Source organism: Shewanella sp. ZOR0012 (assembly GCF_000798835.1).
Lineage (GTDB): Bacteria > Pseudomonadota > Gammaproteobacteria > Enterobacterales > Shewanellaceae > Shewanella > Shewanella xiamenensis.
On record NZ_JTLE01000094.1, the window covers coordinates 4,080,733 to 4,099,444 of the forward strand.

18 protein-coding genes, 1 other RNA gene and 1 pseudogene are annotated in these 18,712 nt (G+C 46.3%); 11 read left to right on the forward strand and 9 right to left on the reverse strand.

Annotated elements, in window-relative coordinates; genetic code table 11:
• Positions 1–550, reverse strand: a pseudogene (locus L976_RS19575) (DNA polymerase II); the annotation flags it as partial.
• Positions 551–678: 128 nt separating this feature from the next.
• On the opposite strand from L976_RS19575, the gene dinG reads away from it, so the two are divergent.
• The 6 genes from dinG to L976_RS19605 are packed head-to-tail and all read left to right on the forward strand — an operon-like array spanning position 679 to position 6,124.
• On the forward strand, positions 679–2,751 hold the full coding sequence (dinG, locus tag L976_RS19580) for an ATP-dependent DNA helicase DinG (protein ID WP_047539479.1): 2,073 nt from the start codon (positions 679–681) through the stop codon (positions 2,749–2,751).
• Positions 2,752–2,760: 9 nt separating this feature from the next.
• Entirely contained in the window at positions 2,761–3,534 is a 774-nt protein-coding gene (locus L976_RS19585; protein WP_037428138.1) for a sulfite exporter TauE/SafE family protein, read from the forward strand.
• Positions 3,525–4,193, forward strand: coding sequence for a primosomal replication protein (locus tag L976_RS19590; protein ID WP_170919380.1), 669 nt, complete (start codon positions 3,525–3,527; stop codon positions 4,191–4,193). Before L976_RS19585 ends, L976_RS19590 begins: the two co-directional genes overlap by 10 nt.
• Before the next feature lie 9 nt (positions 4,194–4,202).
• Positions 4,203–4,895 (forward strand): DUF2057 domain-containing protein, encoded by a 693-nt coding sequence (locus L976_RS19595; RefSeq protein ID WP_037428139.1) that lies wholly within the window; start codon positions 4,203–4,205, stop codon positions 4,893–4,895.
• A gap of 5 nt (positions 4,896–4,900) precedes the next feature.
• On the forward strand, positions 4,901–5,803 hold the full coding sequence (locus tag L976_RS19600) for a histone deacetylase family protein (RefSeq protein ID WP_139122644.1): 903 nt from the start codon (positions 4,901–4,903) through the stop codon (positions 5,801–5,803).
• 33 nt (positions 5,804–5,836) lie between these two features.
• Entirely contained in the window at positions 5,837–6,124 is a 288-nt protein-coding gene (locus tag L976_RS19605; protein ID WP_037417243.1) for a late competence development ComFB family protein, read from the forward strand.
• A gap of 151 nt (positions 6,125–6,275) precedes the next feature.
• Here L976_RS19605 and ffs read toward each other — a convergent pair.
• The 8 genes from ffs to pspA all read right to left on the reverse strand — a co-directional run bounded on the left by ffs (position 6,276) and on the right by pspA (position 12,775).
• Positions 6,276–6,373, reverse strand: an RNA gene (ffs, locus tag L976_RS22965) — signal recognition particle sRNA small type.
• Between the two features lie 234 nt (positions 6,374–6,607).
• A complete protein-coding gene (locus L976_RS19610; RefSeq protein ID WP_037428141.1) occupies positions 6,608–6,973 on the reverse strand; it encodes a ComEA family DNA-binding protein in 366 nt (121 codons plus the stop codon).
• Between the two features lie 214 nt (positions 6,974–7,187).
• The gene (gene megL / locus L976_RS19615) at positions 7,188–8,381 is read right to left on the reverse strand and encodes a methionine gamma-lyase (protein ID WP_047539485.1); all 1,194 of its coding nucleotides are present in this window, start codon (positions 8,379–8,381) and stop codon (positions 7,188–7,190) included.
• 314 nt (positions 8,382–8,695) lie between these two features.
• Positions 8,696–9,892, reverse strand: coding sequence for a TIGR01620 family protein (locus tag L976_RS19620; protein ID WP_047539486.1), 1,197 nt, complete (start codon positions 9,890–9,892; stop codon positions 8,696–8,698).
• Entirely contained in the window at positions 9,889–11,346 is a 1,458-nt protein-coding gene (locus L976_RS19625) for a YcjX family protein (protein ID WP_047539488.1), read from the reverse strand. Before L976_RS19625 ends, L976_RS19620 begins: the two co-directional genes overlap by 4 nt.
• A gap of 115 nt (positions 11,347–11,461) precedes the next feature.
• The gene (pspC, locus tag L976_RS19630) at positions 11,462–11,848 is read right to left on the reverse strand and encodes an envelope stress response membrane protein PspC (protein WP_047539490.1); all 387 of its coding nucleotides are present in this window, start codon (positions 11,846–11,848) and stop codon (positions 11,462–11,464) included.
• Positions 11,835–12,074 carry an envelope stress response membrane protein PspB gene (gene pspB / locus L976_RS19635; protein ID WP_086024023.1) on the reverse strand — a complete coding sequence of 80 codons (240 nt, stop codon included), beginning with the start codon at positions 12,072–12,074 and terminating at the stop codon, positions 11,835–11,837. Before pspB ends, pspC begins: the two co-directional genes overlap by 14 nt.
• A gap of 17 nt (positions 12,075–12,091) precedes the next feature.
• Entirely contained in the window at positions 12,092–12,775 is a 684-nt protein-coding gene (pspA, locus tag L976_RS19640) for a phage shock protein PspA (RefSeq protein ID WP_011071928.1), read from the reverse strand.
• A gap of 177 nt (positions 12,776–12,952) precedes the next feature.
• Here pspA and pspF point away from each other — a divergent pair, with 177 nt between their 5' ends.
• The 5 genes from pspF to L976_RS19665 all read left to right on the forward strand — a co-directional run bounded on the left by pspF (position 12,953) and on the right by L976_RS19665 (position 18,658).
• Positions 12,953–14,044 carry a phage shock protein operon transcriptional activator gene (pspF, locus tag L976_RS19645; protein WP_047539492.1) on the forward strand — a complete coding sequence of 364 codons (1,092 nt, stop codon included), beginning with the start codon at positions 12,953–12,955 and terminating at the stop codon, positions 14,042–14,044.
• A gap of 69 nt (positions 14,045–14,113) precedes the next feature.
• Entirely contained in the window at positions 14,114–15,739 is a 1,626-nt protein-coding gene (locus L976_RS19650; RefSeq protein WP_047539494.1) for an ABC transporter substrate-binding protein, read from the forward strand.
• Entirely contained in the window at positions 15,739–16,770 is a 1,032-nt protein-coding gene (locus L976_RS19655; RefSeq protein WP_047539496.1) for an ABC transporter permease subunit, read from the forward strand. The genes L976_RS19650 and L976_RS19655 overlap by 1 nt, the downstream gene beginning before the upstream one ends.
• A complete protein-coding gene (locus L976_RS19660; protein ID WP_037417217.1) occupies positions 16,757–17,647 on the forward strand; it encodes an ABC transporter permease subunit in 891 nt (296 codons plus the stop codon). Before L976_RS19655 ends, L976_RS19660 begins: the two co-directional genes overlap by 14 nt.
• 3 nt (positions 17,648–17,650) lie before the next feature.
• The gene (locus L976_RS19665; RefSeq protein WP_037417214.1) at positions 17,651–18,658 is read left to right on the forward strand and encodes a peptide ABC transporter ATP-binding protein; all 1,008 of its coding nucleotides are present in this window, start codon (positions 17,651–17,653) and stop codon (positions 18,656–18,658) included.
• Positions 18,659–18,712: the final 54 nt, after the last annotated feature.

Consider the following 18,712-nt stretch of genomic DNA (forward strand, 5'->3'; position numbering starts at 1 on the left):
CAAAATCAAGCGAGATTGAACGCAATTTTATTTCCGGCTGCGGCGCAACCGCTTTTGCACGTATTGCGCTAAACACAGGCAACTGTCCATCTATGCCAGCATTGCTGACATAATGTCCTAAAAATGCCACATCGAGTGCCACAAAACGCTCGATTAAAAAGCGCTGCTCTGGACGGATATCCGACTCAAATAAGGGAATACCCGCATCTGTCGCTATCCGCTGCAAGTGACGAAATACATTTGTCGATTGAGCATAAATCGCAGCCACGGATTGTCTTTTAAAACTTTTAAGCATAAGCGGCACAAAGCGTAGCGCCAGCCCCGGCGTTTGTAACTGTAATGCAGCCATATCGCTTTGATGGCAAAAACAAATGTACTCAGAGCCAGGTAACTCCACCAGCACAGGGCCTGAAACGGTGGCGAGATAATACTGCAACACAAGCGTTGCACCGCGTGTAATAGCATGGCGCGAGAGGACGCGTCCCTGTACACTCACAGGCGCAGCAGTGTCATGTGCAAGACTCTCGGGGGGATTCGACTGCGGTTTCACTCTAAGGCTCTCGCTGTTTATTGATTCTCGGGACACAGAATAAAATTGCCATAAAATGGCAGAAAAGTTTCTTAGGCTATGCAATCACTGTTATTATGTACAGCATTAATTCGATAAAGTAGTGCCGCATGTTACCTGACAACGTAAAAAACCAGATCCGCGCTATCTATAAAGATATTGCCACCGCTTTGCCTAATTTTAGGCCGCGCCGCGAGCAAAACTTTATGGTAGCAGAAATCTCTAAGACCCTGGCTGGCGACTATGACAAAGATAGACGCATCATAGTGGTCGAAGCGGGTACGGGGATTGGTAAATCATTGTCTTATATTCTAGGCACGATTCCGCTTGCGCTTGCGAGTAAGAAAAAAGTCTGTATCGCCACGGCAACCGTGGCGCTGCAGGAGCAGTTGCTGCACAAAGACTTACCGTTTTTTCTCGAACAATCAGGGCTAAACTTTCGCTTTGGTCTGGTCAAAGGGCGCCAGCGCTATGTCTGTTTATCCAAGCTTGCCATGTTGATCGGCGATGATAACAGTACCCAAATGGCCATGTGGCAAACAAAGCCTGATAACAGCCAAATTGCCATGTTACAGGAGCTGCTCAACGACTTTAATGAAGGCCGCTGGAACGGTGAAATCGATACGCTGTCAACACCGATACCGGACCATCTCTGGCAACAAATCGCCTGCGATAAACACAGTTGTCATCGGCAACTCGCCAGCCATCGTAATTGCCCGTTTCACAAGGCCCGTGAGGATGTGGATACTTGGGATGTACTGATCGCCAACCACAGCTTACTTTTTGCCGACTTAGAGCTAGGCGGCGGGGTGATTTTACCCGATCCCGAAGAGGTATTTTACGTCATAGACGAAGCCCACCACTTACCTATTGTTGCCCGAGACTTTTCTAGCGCACAGGCAACGCTTAGAGGTGCCGCCGACTGGCTTGAAAAAGTCGGTAAGACCAGCGCCAAGTTACAAAATCAGATAAAGAGCAACAATATCATCGCCCCAGCACAGGCGATGCAGGATCATATCGGTGACTTAATCGCTCAGCTCAATCAAGTCGCCCACTATTGTGATACCCAGACCAAGCAGTTTGCCAATCCAGAGAGTCGCTATCGGTTCGAACACGGCAAATTACCCGATGCGTTAAAAATCCCTGCCGAGAATCTCGCAACCACTTCCAATCTTGCTCTCAAGCAATTTAATAAGATGCAGTTATTGCTGGCCGAGGCGATAAAAGATGGCGATATTCCTAAGCACCAGGCTGAAGCGCTACAGGCCGAAATGGGCTTTATGTTGCAGCGACTCGAAAACCTGCAAAAGCTCTGGAAAATGATGGCCAAGGAAGATTCCACTAAAGGTGCCCCAATGGCCCGTTGGATCGAGTTAATTACAGGCAAACAGGTCGATTATCTGTTTAGCGCCTCGCCAATTGAAGTCGGTTTTATGCTCGAATCTATGCTGTGGCAAAAGGCTGCTGGCGTCGTGCTATGTAGCGCTACGCTGCGGGCGCTGAATAACTTTGACCATTTTGCCCATCAGGTAGGGTTATCATTAAAGGACGGCAGTCGTTATCTCGCTCTGCAATCCCCTTTCGATTATCCGAATAATGCCACGCTCTACTTACCTAAGATGAAAACCGAGCCGACGGATGATGCCTATACTGCTGAACTTGCCGAACAAATTATCGAGCTAATTGACGGCGAAATGGCTACCTTAGTGCTGTTTGCCTCTTACTGGCAAATGGAAAAAGTGGCCGAATTGCTCGAGGGCAAACTCACGCAGGAAATCCTGATCCAAGGTAATGCACCACGCCAGCAATTGCTGGAGACCCATAAGGCCAAATGTGATAAAGGTGAACCGAGCATCTTGTTTGGCACCGGCAGTTTTTCTGAAGGCTTGGACTTACCCGGAGATTACCTCACCAACCTCATCGTCACTAAGCTACCCTTTGCTGTGCCAACCTCGCCCGTTGAGCAAGCCCATGCTGAATATGTGAAAATAAAGGGCGGAAATCCGTTTCTGCAGCTCACCATTCCTGATGCATCGCGAAAGCTTATCCAAAGTTGTGGTAGATTACTGCGTAAAGAGCAGGATTATGGCCGAGTCACTATCCTAGATAGACGATTAGTGACCAAACGTTATGGCAAATCCTTGCTAGACGCCCTACCTCCCTTTAGACGAGTCATTGAGTAGGATTAAGATTTGGAGTTGTTACTCGAGCCCAGTAACTGGGCCCTGTTGGCTGTCATTGGCTTAATTGCAGGTTTTATCGATGCCGTAGTCGGTGGTGGAGGCCTGCTCTCCATTCCTGCCCTGCTCACCCTAGGGATCCCACCACATACGGCCTTAGGTACCAATAAATTTGCCGCCAGTTTTGGCTCGTCCATGGCGGCTTGGACCTATTATCGCCAGCATCTGCTGAAACCCAGTTTTTGGTATATGGCGTTTATCGCCACCTTTATTGGTGCGGTTTTTGGCAGTGTATTAGTTTATTTGTTAAACGCGCACTGGCTTGAAAAAGCGTTACCGCTTCTTATTATCGGCATTGCGATATACAGCTTAGTCAGCACCAACGCCATCTCAGATACCGACTGCCAGGCGCCAATGCAAGCACCATCCAAATTGAAACAAAGCCTACAAGGTCTATTTCTTGGCGCATACGATGGCTTTGCCGGCCCTGGTATTGGCGCCTTTTGGACAGTGAGTTCAGGTTCATTATATAAATTACCTCTTTTGCATAGTTGCGCGCTCGCTAGAGCCATGACTTTTACCAGCAATTTGACGGCACTGGCGATCTTTGGCTTTCTTGGGCAAGTCCATTGGCAAATTGGCCTGTGGATGGGGTTATGTATGATGCTCGGCTCCTTTATCGGCGCTCGCTGTGCGATAAAATTTGGTATGCCTTTTATTCGGCCTTTGTTTATATTAATTGTCCTGTCAATTGCCGCTAATCTGGCGTGGAGCGCATGGTTTTGAACACTTCGCAGCTAATCAGCACGTTGAAAAATCAGCTAAAAACATTAGAGCAAGAAGTACTGCAACACGACAGTCATCTTGCGCCGAGCCAACGCAAACTCCTACTAGATATTGAACGCTTTAATCAATCGCTGTTTATTCAAAATGGCGCCCAGTTGATGCCCTGCATTGAACAAATTCGAAGTAGTATCGGTCAGTTAGAGAAGCAAATCGCCCTAAAACTCGCGCCGCAAACCATCGCCTTAAGCTGTGAACGTATTCAAGACCGTTTTACTGCGGTTAAACGGGCGCTACTGACGACCTCAATCGATATAAAGTCTAAAAATCAACAACGTGCCAGTAAGCGCGCACGTTTTGCCCAACAACAAAACCAATCGCATCAAGCCAGCGGGTTTGCTTGGATCGCCAGCAATGTGTTACAAAATAGCCACGAAATCTATGCCGAACTGAATAAGCATCTGAATTGGGCGAAAAAATTTGAACAAAAAATTGCAGAAATGGAGTCAAAACTTGAAAACTGTCATAGTGCTGACAAAATCCGTTTGCAAAATGACATCCTTTTGATGCATCGTCGTTTGGGAAAATGCAGGCAAGCCATCAGTTATATCGAAGATCGCATTCAAGCATTCGAACGTCCGCATCAGAGCCATAATCGTTAAGGAGCAACAATGAAATCACTTTTGCCAATCAGCAGCCTGCTAATGCTACTCGGCTCTGCCTCAGCCTTTGCCGCAGATCTGAATATCCCTATGTCCTTCGAATACCTTGCCCTCGATGGCAAAAAAGTCGAGTCCAGCGTATTCAACCATAAAAGCAGCTTAGAGTTGGCGCCCGGCACCCACAAAATCGCCATTCGCTACCACGAAATGGTGGAAGACGATTTTAGTGACAGCCAAACCTTTGTTAAGTCATCTCCTTTTATTGTGACCTTAGAGGTTGATGGCGATCATCAATACTATTTACAAGCCGCTGAAGGCAAAGTCGTTAAAAAGCCTAAAGTGTTTGCCCAAAATCCCCAAGTCGTGTTAACCCGCTCCGACAAAGGTCAGGTTAATTACCAAGTGGCAAACACCGATATTGAAGAAGAAGGCTTTGTCTCTCGTCTCTTTAGCGGTAACCAAGCGGTAGATGTGTCAGGCACAGCAGCCGCAGTAACAGGCGCAGCAGGCACAGCAGCGGTGGTTGCCGCGCCAGCACCCACTTCGGCGCAGGCAGCAGTTAAGGCAACCTCATTAACCGCTCCGGTTGATACTTCTAAAGCGGCTGGCGCAAATCCACAGCAGATGTTGCAATACTGGTGGTTACAAGCCGATGAGAAAACACGTAAAGAGTTTATGAGCTGGGCTATTTCACAACTCTAATCCAGATGATCCCATTGGTTTATCACGCCAGCTACTCCAAGCTGGCGTTACCCGCCCATCACCGCTTTCCCACAACCAAATACGCACGTCTTTATCAGTATCTGCTCGATAATCAACTGGCTGTTGCGGATCAATTTCATACTCCCTCGCCGATGACGGCTGAAGATGTAATGCAGGTGCATCAGCAAGATTATGTCGAACAATTTATTCAAGGTACCTTAGCCAACACGGCCTTAAGACGCATCGGCTTTCCATGGAGTCAAGCCTTGGTCGAGCGAACCTTGCACTCGGTATCGGGGACGAGTTTAACCGCAAGCTTGGCACTACAAACGGGTATCGCCCTTCACTTAACCGGTGGCTATCACCATGCTCATTATGACTTTGGCAGTGGTTACTGTATTTTCAATGACTTGATTATCGCCGCCCGCAAACTTATCGCCGAGCAGCAACTGCATAAGGTATTGATTTTTGATTGTGACGTGCACCAAGGAGACGGCACTGCTACCCTCAGCCATAGGCATCAAGGCATTATCAGTTGTTCCATCCACTGCAAAGAGAATTTCCCCAGCCGTAAACAACAGTCACACTATGATATTGAACTAACGAAAGGTGCTGATGATAGCGCCTATCAGGAAACCGTCGAACAGACTCTCGAGCTGCTTATTCGGCTCCATCAACCAGATTTAATCCTGTATGACGCTGGTGTTGATATTCATCAGGACGATGATTTAGGCCATTTACAGATCAGCCAAGAAGGGCTCTATCAACGTGATGTTACTGTGCTCTCCATGGCAAAAGCGGCAAATATTCCTGTTGCTGCGGTAATTGGCGGCGGCTACAGCCGAGACGAACTACAATTAAGCCAAAGACATAGCCAACTTTTTATTGCAGCCAACCATTTGTGGTAGCAAACTCAATAAAAATCATCATGGAGCACAGCGATGCAACTCGAAATCCGCAACTATTACGAAGTTCTCTTAATGGAAATGTTATCCGATGAAGGCCTGATGGATGAATTGCCGGAGGATTATTTAGCCGATCTCTGCTGTGTGACACTCAATCAACTGCCCGTGCGTTATATTCGCCATTTAGTCGACACTTATTTCTTTGAAGATTATGATGAATTGCAGGAACTTAAACGCGAAATACAGGCTGCACTCGAAAAATCGCGAGCCTTTTTAAAACAGAATTTACAAAAAAGAATGCAGCAGGAAGAAGCCAACAGCTAAGTCATACGGTATAGGGCATCGCTACATCGATTTGCAACAAGGTTTTACGAGTAAATTCTGCAGTGTTGCTAAATGCTAAGCTGAGCAGTTATTGCTAATCAGTGAGTTAAAGATAAAGAAGATTGGAAAATGATGGGGAGATTTGGAGGTTCCCCTAGAGCCGACACCCCGGCACACGAGTCGCTTGCTGCGGTTGCTCCCTTCCGGGCCTGGCCGAGTTCACAAGTTATCATTGCGGGGGGACCCTAGGGTCACCATAACTTCAAGTGGATCACCAAAAGGATCATCACCGAACGACGCTGATTATCCCCTATGGCCTCTATGGGATCAAGTGCTAATCCGCCCGTTTGATAAATATCCGGTTTAACTGGACAATCTATAGGCAAACCTAAGTATTGAAAATGATAAAAGCCTGCAAAGCAGGCTTTTTATTCGCTAAAAGACGTCAAGCTAACGCAAATGACTCAAGACAATGCCAAGGCGTTACAGCTTAATCATATGACGATTTTGCTCAATCAGCTTAGCACCGATCCCTGAGACATTTGCTAACTCATCAATAGTCTTAAATTGCCCATTTTGAGTGCGATAATCAACGATGGCCTGCGCTTTAGCGGCACCAATCCCCTTTAGCAGTTGTAATTGTTCAGTTGAAGCGGTATTGATGTTGACTTGAGCCGCGTCTGGCAATGCTTGTTTAGCATCGTTTGCCATATTTTTGGCCTCAGTTTTCGCTTGGTTTTGCACCTTACTCGCTTCTTTTACCGGATCAGCTGCCATTACTGGCAAGGTTAACAGGGCAGAAAATGCAATAGCAGATACCATCGCAGGTAAACTAGGTTTTAGTTTCATAATGCTTCCTCTCTCTCCTTGATATTCGGCCTTTCGTCCAACTTCCGTGGCCTCCAATCAAACATAGACGAAGCTTTTATGAATTTCCAAACGCCAAAGTACAAATATTACCTCTGGCTTAAATGTGTAACTTTAGAGCAATAAATTTACAGATAACAATGAAGAAAAAGGATGCGGTTAATGCATCCTTGTTATAAAAATTATCCATAACCAGCTAAACAATCGTTGCTAATGCCTGACTTAAATCAGTAATAATATCGTCACAATCCTCCAAACCGACAGAAATTCTCAGCAGATTATCCCCAATGCCCGCAGCTGCCCGCGCATCTGGGGAATAAGGAGAGTGGGTCATTGAAGCCGGATGCTGAATAAGGGATTCCGCATCACCCAAACTAACCGCAATTGAAAATAATTTAAGCTTGCCAACAAACGCCATAGCCTGAGTAAAATCCGCAGCTAATTCAAAAGCGATCACCCCTCCAGCTCGCTGCATCTGATCACCAATAAATTGATGACCCGAATGGGATTTAAGCCCTGGATAGTACACTCGCGTCACCGCAGGGTGTTGCTCTAAAAACTCAGCAACCCGCTGGGCACTCTCGCAATGGCGCTGTAAGCGCACATCGAGGGTTTTAAGGCCTCGTAGAATAAGCCAAGCATCATGGGGTGAGATCACTGCACCGATATCCTTTAGGATTTCATACTTCACTCTGTGAAGTTGCTCTTCGCTGCCACAGACGATGCCCGCAATCACATCACCGTGACCATTTAAGTATTTAGTCGCGCTGTGAACCACTAAATCAATGCCTAGTGCAATCGGTTGCTGCAGTAGCGGCGTCATAAAAGTATTATCGACAATGCTAACTAATTGATGCCGCTTCGCAATATCGGCAATAGCTCTAAGATCAAACACCTGCATATGAGGATTGACCGGCGTTTCACAAAAAATCACCCTAGTGTTCGGTTTGATTGCCCGCTCAATTGCCGCTAAATCGGTAAAGTCGACTAAGGTGACTTCGATGCCAAAACGGGCAAATTGGCTGGTCATAAGTGCAAAAGTGCAACCATATACCGCATTTGAAGCCACTAAATGATCGCCCATCTGCAAATTAGCGAGCAATGCCGCCGACACAGCCCCCATACCTGACGCCGTTGCCGCCGCCGCTTCAGCCCCTTCTAAAATCGCCATTTTACGCTCAAGTTCGGCCACAGTTGGATTACCAAGACGGGTATAAATATAACCGGGCTCGTTACCCGCAAAACGCTCGCCACCTTGCTGCGCCGATTCAAATACAAAAGTTGCAGTTTGATAAAGTGGTGTGACTAACGAACCGAAGGCCTCTCGCTCATGTCCTGCATGGATGGCTTGGGTCGCCGCTTTCCACATCTTGCTCGATTCATCTTGCATTGCTTACTCCTTGTTATGCCATTACATCATTCGATTCTTGATTGATTGTTCGAGGAATGATGATTTGCTTGTGTTTTTAGTCCATATAGATAAGTTAATAAAACATTAGCCCTATCGAATAAGCACTAACATACCCTGCTGAACAGTTGAAACCAGTGCAACGGTGAAAATAGCAACAGACGCACTGTAACTAAGTTGTTACATTCAGGCGTTTAGGGCAGAACATCGGCGATAAAAAATGCGCTAATGACAGAGTCATTAGCGCATTAGCATTTAGCCTAAAATACACTCGCGGTTTTGTGCATTCGGCTATGTTATTTGTCTTTTGCCGTTGAGCTGTTTTTTAGCTCAGCAGCCTCTAATTGGCTCTTAAGCGCATCACGCCCATCTTTGGTCAATAACTTACCAGCAAACTGCTTAAGCTCAATCAACAACTCTTGATGAACTTTCGATAATTTGGGGCGCTGCTCTTCCCTAAAACCGATAGGCCGACACAGTGCCATGGCCTGATATCCTAAGCGCGCCGTTAACAAACCGCCCCCTAATCCTTGGGCAAGCCGCGCGGATAATTTACCGGTCATCTCGACCGACAGCAATTGAGTTCCTAAGTCCGTGACTAACTCACTGGTGCCCGCATAAATAATGTTAATCACTATGCTGCGAATGAGTTTAATCCGGCTCCAGTAACCCAATTCAATACCATAACAAGCGGCAACATCACGCAGCATTCGCTGATTACGCCAAAGAATGATCGCCATATCCAATGCCGCAAGCGGGCTAGCAGCCAATAACACTGCTGATTCAGCCGCATATCGACGCACGATTTTTTTAGCGAGTTCATCCCGCTCCGTTAGGACTAAGTCCTCAAATAACAGCACTTTTTCGGCATCGTTATGTTCATCTTTTAACGAGTGACGCAGCCGTTGTAATCCTTGGCTATCGGGGTAATGCCGTACAATATTATCGATAAAGCTATCGGCCTCACCCATTTGCATACTGAGGGCAAGTCTTGCACCTGTATCCTGGGTATCGGCAACCTGTTTTAAGCGTTTTAATTTTCGATACTCGCTAACGGCACCGACTATAGCCCAGCTCCCGACTAAACCAAGCACCACACCATAAAAACTAAATAGCCAAGGACTGGCAACCCAAGCATCCCGCAAACCAAGGCCTGTTTGCACTAGCGTGAGTAGTATTAATGCCATTAGTGATAAGCGTGCCAACCAAGACCAGCGGCGAGATTGATGTAATTTAGGGCGTATCGATGCCACATCTAACACCTGCGGTTGAGCAGCTAACGTCTCTTCAACAACGTCATCAATCGCCTTTATCGGGGTTTGTGGCGCAAACATTTGCGCACTTTTTAACTCATCTGTTACAGACTGTAGTTTGACCTGTTCAGCATCAAATACTTGCTGCTTTTTAAGCGCTTGAGTTGTAATCGGAGCGACAGACTGCTCCGACTCATTTATTTGAGACTCAGTTGAATGTGGTAACGGGTCTTTTCTCATTCCAGTTTATCCCCCACAAGATACTGCAGAAGGTGATCAAGACGGATATGGTCAAAATGCACCGAAGATGGATCAAGATTACGGTTATCCGGCGGTGCAAAACCTATAAAATTAAAGCCTTGCTCACGCCAAAAAGTGGACTCAGGTAAGCGAGTGGGCACTTCGCCGGGAAACAGTGTCAGGGCTTGGCCATTCAATCCTGTGCCCTGCACGACTTCCACATCCCCATCTTGAGTGGTCACCATACCGTGGCGCGTGGCCTTAATCGCACTAATGGCCATGGTTTCGACTTTACAACCATCAAAACTAGCAAAGTGCTGACTGTGCTTGAGCATATCCGTTAACAGCGACAACACATGACTTTGTTGATCCCGCGTGACATGGTCAACCTTACTGGCGGCAAAGAGCAAACGGTCAATCCGCGGCGCAAAAAGCCGACGTAAATAACTGGATTGTCCGTATTGAAAACTCTCCATAATGGCATTTAGCGCCGCGCCCATATCTTCAAATTGTGATTTGCCACGATTTAACGCACTGAAGCAATCAACGAGCACCACCTGACGATCAAACCCTGCGAAATGTTGTTTATAAAAAGGTTTAACAACCTTAGCGACATACTCTTGATAGCGCTTTTCCAGCACATGAAAAGCGCTGTGCTTCTCACTTTGTTTAAGGTTGCTCCACTGAGCATCAGTCACAGATAACAGCGGGAAAAACGCCAGCAGCGGTGCACCTTGCCACTCACCGGGTAATAACATACGCCCCGGTTGCGCTTGGTAATACCCCTGCACATGCACTAAATCCTGTAATAACTGCTGATATTGATCGGCAAGTCGTTTCAGTTCCGCTTCATCGGCCATCGCCGCTAAATTGAGTGCATTTAACGATGTTTCAAAACCAGCATATAAAGGTGAACTCTTCAAAACCGCAAGCCGTTGCTGCTGGGCAGTACACCACTCAATATAGTTTTGGCGCAGCATCGGTAAATCTAACAGCCACTCCCCTGGATAATCCACAATATCTAAATATAGCGTTGCGGTATCGGCAAACTTGGCGAGTAATCCCTTTTGCGGCCGATATTTAATCGCTAGACGCAACTCTGAAATGGTGCGAGTCGATTCAGGCCAAGTAGGAGGATTCGAAGTCAGCGCTAACATAGCGCCCTGATAATCAAAACTCGCGATTTCAAGATCTGGCTGCATCGCGCGCTTAACCCCAAGCAGACGTTGTTCACGGCTCACCTGCCAAAGAGGCAAACCATGTTGGCGAGAATGCGATGCAGATGATGCAGCGCCGCTATTAAGTAATTGATTGACTAACCCTGTAATAAAGGCCGTTTTTCCCGCTCCCGATAACCCTGTTACCGCAAGGCGCAAATGCCTATCGGCCGTTCGATGGAGGAGGGATTGGCTCTTTTGCGTGATTTTGTGGAGCGATACATCAAGCATTCCCATAAGGATTTCCCTAAATGTTGAATGAGATAACTATATACTGGAATCGACGGGAGATAACACTGGAATCAACGAAAGATTACACAACAAGGGCGGACATGGCCGCCCTTTCGAGGGATTACAAACTATTGATTTGTCTTTTTAAATCAAAATTATCAGAAGTCACATGGCGCTCAAGGTTTTGCAATCTCACCTCTAGGCTCCTAAACTGACGATTCACATCGCTCAGCGCCTGTTTAGCTGGCTCTCCCGACTGCCAAGGTTTCTTCTTCACTTCAATGTCATCCCTAACAGAGCTATTTTGAGGTTTGATATCGAGTATCACCCATAACGCCACATAGATGATAAAGACAACACCCGAACCACCTAATAGAAAGATAGAAACAGCAAGTACGCGTACTAACCAAGTTTCAATCGCAAAGTACTCAGCAATCCCTGCACACACTCCGGCGATTTTACCTGACTGGGGAATACGGTACAAAGTTCGACCATTAGATCCTCTCATGTTTCCCCCTCCATTCAGGCGATTCAGAATCGAGAATCGCCTCTAAGGTTTCGATACGCGCAGCCATTTTATCGGCTTTCGCAATCAAGTCATTCAGCTGTGAAAACTCTTCCTCAGTGAGTCCCTGGCTCACTTGTCGCTTACTGCGATAATGAAGAACTAACCATATAGGCGCCACCACTATCATAAAGATGATAATCGGAGCCATTAGTATGTCCATATCCATAACTCACCTCTAAAATGTTATTCTTTTGACTTTGTGGGAGCTTTGCCTTTCACTTTTGCCTTGAGCGCTTCCAACTCAGCATTGACTGAATCTTCAGCTTCTAATGCCGCAAACTCATCAGCTAAGGTTTTTTTGCTGCCAAGATCGTAGGATTCAACCTGCGCTTCTAATCCTTCAACACGGCGCTCATATTGCTCAAACTTAAGCATGGCATTATCAATTTTGCTTGAGTCTAACTGCTTTTTCACTTCTAAACGTGATGACGCAGTTTGAGTGCGCAAAATAATGGTCTTTTGGCGCGCTTTTGCATCTAACAGTTTTTCCTGTAACAAGCTCACTTCATCTTTTAAACGAGCAATATGCTCATCCAGCACTGCCAACTCTTGGTTTAAAGTATCCACTAAACCCGCCGCTTTTTGTTTTTCAACTAAAGCCGCTTTGGCTAAATCTTCGCGGTCCTTTGAAAGTGCCAGTTCCGCTTTATCCTGCCAATCCTGAACTTGCTCCTCGACTCGGCTGATACGGCGATGCAATTCTTTCTTTTCAGCCAATACCTTAGCTGAGGTTGAACGCACTTCTACCAGTGTATCTTCCATTTCTTGGATGATCAGGCGAACCATTTTTTCAGGGTCTTCGGCTTTGTCGAGTAATGCGCTGATATTAGAGTTAATGATATCGGCGAAACGAGAGAAAATACCCATAATGCTATCCTCAAATTGATGTTGGTCTCGCTTAAGGTAATACACTAACTGTGCCAACTTTTATTTATTATTTAAATTCAATTAGATAAACAAAATTTTAACTTTTACTTTATTTTACAGCGCAAGCCACTTATTATGATTTTCACCAAAATTTAGCGTTAAAGACTAAAAAATATCGTGGATAATAAATTTCAGCAAGACAATCTAATCGGTCAATCAAACGCCCTACTTGAAGTATTAGAGCATGTCTCACAAATCGCTCCGTTATCAAAACCTGTACTGATCATTGGTGAACGAGGCACAGGTAAAGAGCTGATTGCCGAACGCCTACATTATCTGTCTAAGCGCTGGGATCAAAATTTTATTAAGCTAAATTGTTCATCTTTGAGCGAAAACTTGCTTGAAAGTGAATTGTTTGGCCACGAATCTGGGGCCTTTACTGGTGCCAAAGGTAAACACGAAGGCCGTTTTGAACGGGCTGATGGTGGAACACTGTTTCTTGACGAGTTAGCCAATACCTCTGGATTGATTCAAGAAAAACTACTGCGAGTTATCGAGTACGGTGAATTTGAACGTGTCGGTGGCAGTAAAACCATTCAAGCGGATGTGCGCCTTATCTGCGCCGCCAACGAAGATTTACCCTCACTGGCCGAGGCCGGTGAATTTCGGGCCGACTTACTCGATCGTTTAGCCTTCGATGTGATCACCCTGCCGCCACTACGTTGTCGTCCAGAAGATATCATGACATTAGCCGAATACTTTGCTGTGGGAATGGCTCGGCAACTCAAGCTCGAACTCTTTAGTGGCTTTAGTGCAAATGCCATCGAGCAGCTCATGAGTCATGACTGGCCCGGTAATATTCGTGAACTTAAAAACGTAGTTGAGCGAAGTGTTTACCGTAATTGCGGTGAAAATCGTCCCATCGAGCACATTATTCTCGACCCTTTCTCCTCCCCGTACCGGCCGACAACTCGGGTGCGCACTCTTGAGCGTCAGGTGGTGCCCACACCGCACTCAACCATCATAAGCCCTCCCACCGTTACGGCAAAAACCGACATTGATGTCATTGCACCTAGTGAAGCAACGTTAAATGACTTTAGTTTTCCATTAGACTTCAAAGAGCAAACCGAGCGTTATGAGATGGAGCTTATTCAGCAAGCCTTATCGGCGAGCCAATATAATCAAAAGAAGACCGCTGAAATCTTGGGGTTAAGTTATCATCAGCTACGTGGCATTCTAAAAAAATACAATTTGCTCGATAAAGCATAAGCTGATTGCCCATGGGCGAGATGCACTGCTAAAATAGTCGTTCATAGTCGATAAAATAATGATTTATAAATGAGTGTGCTAATTAGACGCCTGTGCCTAGCAACTGCGGTATTCTGCATGAGTGGGTTGTTGGTTGCATGTGGCCCCCAACGACTTCCTTCTGGTTTGGTCTATTGTTCCGAAGGGAATCCCGAGTCTTTTAATCCGCAGTTGGTGACCTCAGGCACTACGATCGACGCCACTTCACACCTGATTTATAGCCGCTTAGTAGACTATGACGCGCTCTCTGGTCAGTTGGTTCCGGCCTTGGCAACCAGTTGGGCAGAAAGTGATGATGGTCTTAGTTACCGTTTTACGCTCAGGGAGGATGTTAAGTTTCAGCATTCTTCCCGTTTTACGCCAAGTCGCTCATTTAACGCCGACGACGTACTGTTTTCCTTCAATCGAATTATCGATAAGCATCACCCTTACCATGGTGTGTCACGCACTGGTTATCCCTTTTTTCAAAGCATTGGTTTTTCTGAACAAGTTAAAAGTGTTGAAAAAATCAATGACTATGAAGTCATCTTTCGCTTAGCCCGTAAGGATGCTTCATTTTTATCGAATTTAGCGACTGACTTTGCCGTTATTCTCTCCAGTGAGTACGCCGAACAACAACTTGCACTAGGTCACCCGGAAAATGTTGACCATTTTGCCATTGGTACAGGGCCTTTTACTTTAGTGCATTACGCCAAAAACGAATATATTCGCTATCGCCGTAATCCGGATTTTTGGGGAGAACCCGCCAATGTCGAGATGTTGGTCTATGATATCACCCCAAAAAGCACCGTGAGATTAGCAAAGTTAATCGCGGGTGACTGCAGTGTTTCAGCACTGCCAAAAGCAGGGGAACTTCCCGTTATTAAGCAACATGAACAGCTCAATATCGAATCACAACCCGGCCTTAACGTAGCATTTTGGGCATTTAACACTCAAAAAGCGCCATTAAATGATGTTCGAGTTCGCCGCGCGCTCGCCCATGCGGTGGATAAACAAAATATCTTACGTGCTGTGTATCAAAACACCGCAATAGAGGCGATAGGCGTACTTCCACCAGCCTCTTGGGCCTACGACAGCAATAAGAAGCTACTCGATTATAATCCCCAAAAAGCCAGAGACCTGCTAAAAGAGGCAGGTATTAGCAATCTCAGCATCGATATTTGGGCAATGCCTGTTGCGAGAGCTTATAATCCTAATGCACTGAAAACAGCTGAGTTAATCCAATCTGATTTGGCCAATATCGGTGTTAAAGTCAACATAATCAGTTACGACTGGAGTGTCTTTACCCAAAGATTAAGTCGAGATGAATACGATTCAGTGCTCATCGGCTGGAACGCCGATAACAGTGATCCCGATAACTTTTTCACGCCACTGCTTAGCTGCGCGTCGATGCAATCAAACAACAACCGCTCTCGCTGGTGCAATAAACAGTTTGATGCCATTCTAGACAGAGCAAGAGAAGTCTCAACACAAGCAGAGCGCAAGCAAATTTATCAAGAAGCCGAAGCATTCATCGCCGAGCAAGTACCAATGCTGAGTTTGGCTCATGCCAAACGGGTCGCTTTAACGCGTAATAATGTACATAATATGCAACTCACGCCTTTTGGCGGCATTTCCTTTACAAAAACCAGCCAAACCACACAGGAGACTAACTGATGTTAAGATACCTGTTACGGCGCCTCAATTTATTCCTAGCGACTTCACTCGTCATGATTGGTGTCCTATTTTATGCAACAGGTTTGTTCCCCATTGAACGCACCTTTGCCCTCACAGGAATACATTCACCATCGGCAGATCAGCTTGCCCAAATCGAACAAGACTATAAGTTAGATAGCAACAAGGCGTTGCAGTTTATTGCTTATTTACAGCAAAGGCTGAGTGGTAACTTAGGGGTTTCAGTGACCTCCCATCAAAGCGTTGCAGAGGAGTTAAGTACCGTACTCCCCGCCTCCTTCGAGCTCGCCGTCATGGCCGCGGTAATCGCCATTGGTTTAGGCGTACCTTTGGGCGTTTTGGCTTCACAAAGTCAGCATAAACTCACCCAAAATACCATTATGGCGATTACTCTTACGGGTTACTCTGTTCCAGTCTTTTGGTTGGGACTGTATTTATCGCTTTGGTTTGGTGTCGATCTCGGTTGGTTGCCAATATCGGGGCAACTCAATCTTTTATATGAGATAAAACCCGTCACTGGTTTTATGCTAGTCGATATCCTACTTTCTGATTCGGAATATCGCATATCGGCGTTTAAGGATGCACTGCTACACATTATTCTGCCAGCGACAACGCTCGCAGTACTGCCTTTTACTGTGGTAGTACGTAGCACACGTTCTGCAATGATGAATGTGATGAACCAAACCTTTATCCGCGCAGCCGAAGCCAGAGGTATGCACACCAATACCATTATTTTACGCCATGCCTTACCCAACGCGCTGATCCCTGTATTAAAGCACTTAGGTTTAATGCTAGGTGCCTTTGCTAGCTATGCTATTGTTGTTGAAGTGATATTTTCATGGCCAGGTGTAGGCTCTTGGTTAGTATCAGGGATTTATCAGCGGGATTACACGGTTATTCAAGGTGGAATATTGGCTGTCGCCTTGCTGATCATCTTTTTAAGTATTTTGATTGAAGTGCTACATACCGTCTTCAATCCATTAAGCAGAAAAGATCTTTATGCCTCCAGTTAAAATTTATCAGGAAGATCAAATTGCTTCCCCAATGATGCGGGTCTGGCAAAATTTTTCGGCAAACCCTTTTGCCTTGGCGGGATTGTGGACCATTATTTTTCTGCTGCTGCTCACCCTCTTTGGCCCAATGATTGCGCCTTTCGCACCAGAGGCTCAAGATCCACGCGCCCTATTGTTACCTCCCTCTTGGGATCCTTCCGGCACTGTGGCGCATTTTTTAGGCACCGACGATCTTGGCCGGGATATTTTTAGCCGCTTGCTACATGGCGCGCATTTAACCTTTGGCATGGCATTAATGATTGTCGGTACAGCTCTGTTTACTGGATTTATCATCGGCTCACTTTCCGGCATGATGCGTGGATTAAAGTCTAGTATTTTGGGCCATTTGCTCGATGCATTGCTGTCAATCCCTTCGCTTCTGATGGCGATTTTAGTGGTTGCCGTTATGGGGCCAGGACTTGAAAACGTGTTTTGGGCCGTAGGCATTGCCTTGACGCCACAGTTTGTCCGCTCTATTCATCAATCGGTCCATGAAGAATTACAAAAAGAATATGTTACCGCTGCCCGTTTGGATGGAGCCAATTCAATGCAGATTTTTTGGTATGTAATCATGCCAAACGTCTGGGAAGTGGTGATTATTCAAACCACGTTAGCCATTTCTGCCGCGATTTTAGATATTGCCGCCCTCGGCTTTTTAAGTCTTGGTGCTCAAGCACCTAGCCCAGAATGGGGCGCTATGGTGGCGCAAGGCATGGATAATTTATTGACCGCACCTTGGACTGTAACTATTCCAGGGCTAGCGATTCTTTTTAGTGTGCTTGCCATTAACTTGGTAGGCGATGGCTTGAGATCGGCGCTTGCGCCCATCAGAAACTAACCTATGCCATTACTCGACGTTAGAAACCTGACGATTGAACTCGACACGCCCCACGGCAAAGTGCGGGCTCTTGAGAAAGTAAGCTTGACCTTGAATGCGGGTGAAATCCACGGCCTAGTGGGTGAATCCGGCTCAGGCCGTAGTCTACTCGCCAGAGCTATTCTAGGGATCCCTGGCCCCAACTGGACCATTACTGCCGACCGCATGATGTGGGATGGTAACAATCTGATGGCCATGACCTCGAAGGAGCGCCGTAATCTGATGGGCTCAGATATGGCGATGATCTTCCAAGACCCATCAGGCAGCCTTGATCCTTCGCAAACCGTGGGTAGCCAGCTGATGCAGGCCATGCCTAAGAATCCTAAAGCTTATTTTTGGCAAAAGCACAAACATGCCAAACTCACGGCGCAAAAATGGCTACACAAAGTTGGCATTAAAAATCCGCAAAAAGTCATGTCTAGCTATGCATGGGAATTATCCGAAGGCGAATGCCAAAAAGTGATGATCGCTATGGCAATTGCCAACCAGCCTAGATTATTAATTGCAGATGAGCCTACAAACTCGATGGAGCTGAGTACTCAGGCACAGATATTTCGCCTACTATCACAGCTTAACCAACTGCAAAATGTGTCAATTTTAATCATCAGTCATGAGCTTGAGACCCTCGCCCAATGGTGCGATCACTTATCGGTACTCTATTGCGGCCAAGTGATGGAGTCAGGACCGACGGATGAATTGATTAATCAGCCCTATCATCCTTACACTAAGGCACTCTTGGATAATATGCCGGATTATTCGGGGATAGAGGCGCACAAGGCAATTATGCCAACACTGCCAGGCTCGGCGCCAGCACTCCAACATCTCCCCATTGGCTGTCGCTTAGGGCCAAGATGTCCTGAGGCGCAAAAGAAATGTGTTAATCAGCCAAGTTTGAGTCATTCAAGAGACCGCTACTTTGCCTGCCATTTCCCTTACCACGGTGAAACGACAAATGACGACTCCACTGCTTAAAGTTAACGATCTCTTTAAAAGGTATGATACTGGTTATAAAGGCTTTACCCGCCA